The sequence below is a fragment of the Geminicoccus sp. genome, from assembly GCF_035556675.1.
In the GTDB taxonomy this organism is placed as follows: domain Bacteria; phylum Pseudomonadota; class Alphaproteobacteria; order Geminicoccales; family Geminicoccaceae; genus Geminicoccus.
The window spans coordinates 1-4,382 of record NZ_DATMFZ010000284.1 but is presented as its reverse complement, the minus strand read 5'-3'; the positions used below and the strand labels follow the sequence as shown (position 1 = coordinate 4,382).

Annotated in this window: 4 protein-coding genes and 1 pseudogene; 1 reads left to right on the top strand and 4 read right to left on the bottom strand. The window is 69.0% G+C overall.

Annotated elements, in window-relative coordinates:
- The 4 genes and pseudogenes from VNS22_RS19725 to VNS22_RS19710 form a co-directional block, all read right to left on the bottom strand.
- Positions 1-155 (bottom strand): annotated as a pseudogene (locus tag VNS22_RS19725) (electron transfer flavoprotein subunit beta/FixA family protein); the annotation flags it as partial.
- A 174-nt stretch (positions 156-329) separates the two neighbouring features.
- Entirely contained in the window at positions 330-887 is a 558-nt protein-coding gene (locus VNS22_RS19720; protein WP_325735451.1) for a cob(I)yrinic acid a,c-diamide adenosyltransferase, read from the bottom strand.
- A gap of 17 nt (positions 888-904) precedes the next feature.
- The gene (locus VNS22_RS19715) at positions 905-1,096 is read right to left on the bottom strand and encodes a twin transmembrane helix small protein (protein WP_191059132.1); all 192 of its coding nucleotides are present in this window, start codon (positions 1,094-1,096) and stop codon (positions 905-907) included.
- A 79-nt stretch (positions 1,097-1,175) separates the two neighbouring features.
- Positions 1,176-2,156 (bottom strand): lysylphosphatidylglycerol synthase transmembrane domain-containing protein, encoded by a 981-nt coding sequence (locus VNS22_RS19710; RefSeq protein ID WP_325735447.1) that lies wholly within the window; start codon positions 2,154-2,156, stop codon positions 1,176-1,178.
- Positions 2,157-2,509: 353 nt separating this feature from the next.
- Here VNS22_RS19710 and VNS22_RS19705 point away from each other — a divergent pair, with 353 nt between their 5' ends.
- Complete coding sequence (locus VNS22_RS19705) at positions 2,510-4,114, top strand: trimethylamine methyltransferase family protein (RefSeq protein ID WP_349261845.1); 1,605 nt, start codon at positions 2,510-2,512, stop codon at positions 4,112-4,114.
- Positions 4,115-4,382: the final 268 nt, after the last annotated feature.

The following is a 4,382-nucleotide window of genomic DNA, read 5'->3' as shown; positions in this document are numbered from 1 at the left end:
GCTTCCTTCAGGCGGATCGCCTGCTCGCAGGCGATCTCGTCGAACGGGTTCATCGACATCTTCACGTTCGCGATGTCGACGCCGGACCGGTCCGCCTTGACCCTGATCTTGACGTTGTAATCGACCACCCGCTTGACGGGCACCAGGACCTTCATTGCGCCACCTGTTTCATCCGACGCGGCTTCAACAAGCGCTTCCCGCCGTCGGTAACCCGATTCGTATTGCAACGCACAAGGGCGATAAGACGCGCCTTGGTGCGTGTCAATCAGCGCAGCCGATACGGTTGCTGCCGACCGACGCCGATGACCACCCTCTGGCCTAGCGGCCCGTCAGCGATTGGCTCCTGGCACCCAGAGCACGTCGCCGGCACCATCGTCGTTGGCCGCGCGGGCCAGGACGAAGAGATGGTCGGACAGCCGGTTGAGATAGCGGACCACCGCCGGGTTCACCGCCTCCTGCTCGGCCAGCGCCACCACGCCGCGCTCGGCGCGGCGGACAACGGTGCGGGCCAGGTGCAGGCAGGCCGAGAGTGCGCTGCCGCCCGGCAGCACGAAGGATTGCAGCGGCTGCAGTGCCGCGTTCAGTCGGTCGATCTCCGCTTCCAGGCGGTCGACCTGGGCATCACTCACCCGCAGGCGGGCAGCACCGCCATCGTCCGGCCGGCAGAGATCGGCGCCGAGGTCGAACAGGTCGTTTTGGATGCGCGCCAGCATCGCATCGTGATCGCCCTCAGCGTGCAGCCGGGCGAGCCCGATGGTCGCATTGGCCTCGTCGACATTGCCGTAGGCCTCGACCCTGAGGGCGTGCTTGGCGACCCTGGTGCCATCACCCAGGGATGTCCGACCTTGATCGCCGCCCCGCGTGTAGATCCTGGTGAGCTGGACCATCGCCCGATCCCGAGCCGCTAGCTGTAGGCGAGGAACAGGATCGCCAGCACCGCCAGTGCCGCGAACTGCAGTCCCACTCGCCAGCGCATCAGCACGTTCGAGTACTTGCGGTTGAACTCACCGCCGCGGAAGAACCCTACCAGTCCGACCATCAGCACCCCCGCCGTGGCGAGGACCAGGAGCACCAGCAGGATTTCGAAGATGTACATGGCGCTGATATAGGCGCCTCACCGGGCCTGTCCAGCCATGGCGGCACGAGGCGCCCACCGGTTTTGCTGGCGGCTGCGGCTAGCCGGCGCCGGCCGGCTCGGCCCGGTCCGGCGCGTAGGCCACCAGCGGCCCCTGATGGACCGCGAACAACAAGGCGCCGGTGCCGTGCACCACCAGGAACAGGATGCGGCCCACCAGGATGAGCGCCACGCTCTCCGCAGCGGGCAGGCCAGCCACCGTGGCCAGCAGCAGCGCCATGATTCCCTCGTACACGCCGATGCCGTCGATGGTGATCGGCAGCCGGGTGATGGCCAGGGCCACGGCATAGGCGGCGGCCAGGTCGACGAAGAGCACCTCGATCCCGAGTGCCTGGGCGGTCAGCCAGCCGAGCGCCAGGGAATAGACGCTTTCCACCAGGGTGAGGCCGGCAAAGGCCGCAACCACCTCGGGACGCCGCCCCTGCCGCTGCCAGGCAGCGCGGAAGCGCGCCAGGATCCGCCCCGCCAGACGATGCTCGCTCAAGGCCAGGCGCAGCCGTGCCGGGCCGAACCAGGACCAGGCCAGGCCCGCCGCGATGGCCGCCATGACCAGGCCGGCCACCAGGATCATGCCGTGCATCTCCTGGGACAAGGGCGTCAGCCGGCCCAGCCAGACCATGCCGACCACGGCCATCGCCATGGTCACGAAGGCGCCGACGATGCGCTCCACCATGATGGAGGCGGTCGCGTCGTTGGCATCCACTCCGCTGCGCCACAGCCAGCCGACACGCATGGCGTCGCCGCCGACCGTCGCCGGGAGGAACGAACCGGCCAGGGTCGCGGCGCTGTACAGCCAGGTCGCAGGTAGGAGGCCCATGCGCACGCCGTGGACCCGCAGGAGCAGGAGCCACTTGCCGGCCATCAGGAAGCGCTGCGCCGCGTAGAGCAGCAGGCACAGCAGGATCAGCGCCGGGGATGCGCGGTCCGCGACCCGGACCACCGCCTGCCAGTCCAGCCACCACGCAAGAACCAGGATGGCCACTACGCTCAGGCCAACCTGGAAGATCTTGCTCCAACCCATTGTTTCCACATTCCTCCTGTGGCTGGGGCGTCACCCTATCGATGGTGGCCGCCTCCACCCAACCACGTAATTCGAACTCAGGCGCTGTTAGATCCCGACTGTTGCACGGGGTGTCCACCCCGGAAGGATGAAAGTTCCTTCAACGTAGTCCTCACGGGATCCTGGGCGGTCTCCGAACGTTTTTAGCAGAACGCGGTTCCCGGCGGTCTGGCCTGGCGGCCGCGGCAACTCCGCGATGACGATCTTCGAGCGCACCGTGTCGGAACCAGACGAGCGCGTTCAGGCAGGCCCGGCCTAGCCTGCTGTCCGATGAGGCAGGCCGAATCCTGCCGCTGGAGGGCTCGACGATGGCCATGATCTCCGCGCAGGACGGCATCCCGGAGCAGGACGCAGCCCTGACGCAGAGTTGCCGGCGGCGGGGCGGCCGGGATGCCCGCCGCGAGTTGCGCGCCCGCCCGCTCGCCGACGCGGCGCGAGTGGTCCGAGCGGGCCTCCAGGGCGGCCGCTACCGTCCTCTCGACGAGGCGGCGGTGCAGCGGGTCCATGAGGCGGCCCTCACCGCGCTGGAGACGATCGGCTTCGGCCAGCCGCTGCCCTCGACCGTGGCGGCGCTGACCGCAATCGGCGCCGAACATCGCGGCGGGCGCATCCATTTTCCGCGCGCCCTGGTGGAGGACGTTGTCGCCCGGGCCGCCCGGGACTTCCCGTTGTGCGCGCGCGACCCGAATCTGGACCTCCACCCATCCGGCAGCCGCGTCCATTTCGGCACGGCCGGGGCCGCGGTGACCATGGTCGACGCCGTTACCGGCCAGTATCGCGAATCCACCCTGCACGACCTCTACGACATCGCCCGCCTGGTCGACCGGCTGGACAACGTTCACTTCTACCAGCGCTCGGTGGTGCCGCGCGACCTGCCCGATCCGTTCGAGATGGACATCAATACCGCCTATGCCTGCCTGGCCGGGACCGCCAAGCATGTCGGCACCTCATTCGTGAAGGGTGAGCATCTCGAGGCGGCCCTGCCGATGCTCCATGCGATCGCCGGCTCGGAGGCCGCCTGGCGCGCGCGGCCGTTCATGTCCCTGTCCTGCTGCTTCGTCGTGCCGCCGATGCGCTTTGCCGACGATGCCTGCACCGCCCTGGAAGCCGCGGTGCGTGCCGGGATGCCGGTGCTGCTGCTCTCCGCCGGCCAAGCCGGCGCCACGGCACCCGCGGCCCTGGCAGGGGCGCTGGTCCAGGCGGTGGCCGAGTGCCTGGCCGGCCTCGTCTATGTCCATGCGCTGAAGCCGGGCGCACCGGCGATCTTCGGTCCCTGGCCGTTCGTGTCGGATCTGCGCACCGGGGCGATGTCGGGCGGCTCGGGCGAGCAGGCCCTGCTCACCGCGGCCTGTGCCCAGATGGGGCGGTTCTACGACCTGCCGACCGGCAGTGCCGCCGGCATGAGCGACAGCAAGCTGCCGGATGCCCAGGCGGGCTACGAGAAGGGCTATACTGACGTGCTGGCAGGGCAGGCCGGCCTCAACCTGGTCTACGAATCGGTCGGCATGCACGCCTCGCTGCTGGGCTCCTGCCTGGAAAGCTACGTGATCGACGACGACATGCTGGGTGCGGTGCTGCGCACGGTGAAGGGCATCGAGGTCACCGACGAGAGCCTGTCGCTCGACGCCATGCGCGAGGTCTGCCTGGAGGGGCCCGGCCATTATCTGGGCCATGCCCAGACGCTCGGGCTGATGCAGAAGGAATATGTCTACCCGGTCGTGGCCGATCGGGCCTCGCCCAAGGAATGGCAGGAGCAGGGCTCGACCAGCATGGTGACCCGGGCCCGCGCCCGGGTGCGCGCCATCCTCGCCGAGCACTACCCGACGCATATCGAACCGGCCGCTGATCGGGTGATCCGCGCCGCCCTGCCGATCCGGCTGGATCCTGCCCAGATGCGGCCGGGCAGCGGCCGCTGGTGATCCACATGGCGGCGCCCCGGCAGGGCGCGCTTCCGGCCGGGACCCACCACCGCTAGGCTGGCCGGACCGTTCACCATTCAGACCATGTGCATGCCTTCCGACGAGCCTTCGTTCTGTAGTCCTTCCATCGGGCTTCGCTGCCCGGCCAGCCGGCGGGAGGGCTAGGCATGTTCCTCGAGTGGATGGCCGATCCGGCGGCCTGGGCCGGTCTCGCGACGCTGATCGTGCTCGAGATCGTGCTGGGCATCGACAATCTCGTGTTCATCGC

Excerpts from the sequence above, each read along its gene's own strand:
- VNS22_RS19705 (WP_349261845.1), top strand. The coding sequence starts at position 2,510 with ATGATCTCCGCGCAGGACGGCATCCCGGAGCAGGACGCAGCCCTGACG.
- VNS22_RS19720 (WP_325735451.1), bottom strand. The coding sequence starts at position 887 with ATGGTCCAGCTCACCAGGATCTACACGCGGGGCGGCGATCAAGGTCGG.
- VNS22_RS19715 (WP_191059132.1), bottom strand. The coding sequence starts at position 1,096 with ATGTACATCTTCGAAATCCTGCTGGTGCTCCTGGTCCTCGCCACGGCG.
- VNS22_RS19710 (WP_325735447.1), bottom strand. The coding sequence starts at position 2,156 with ATGGGTTGGAGCAAGATCTTCCAGGTTGGCCTGAGCGTAGTGGCCATC.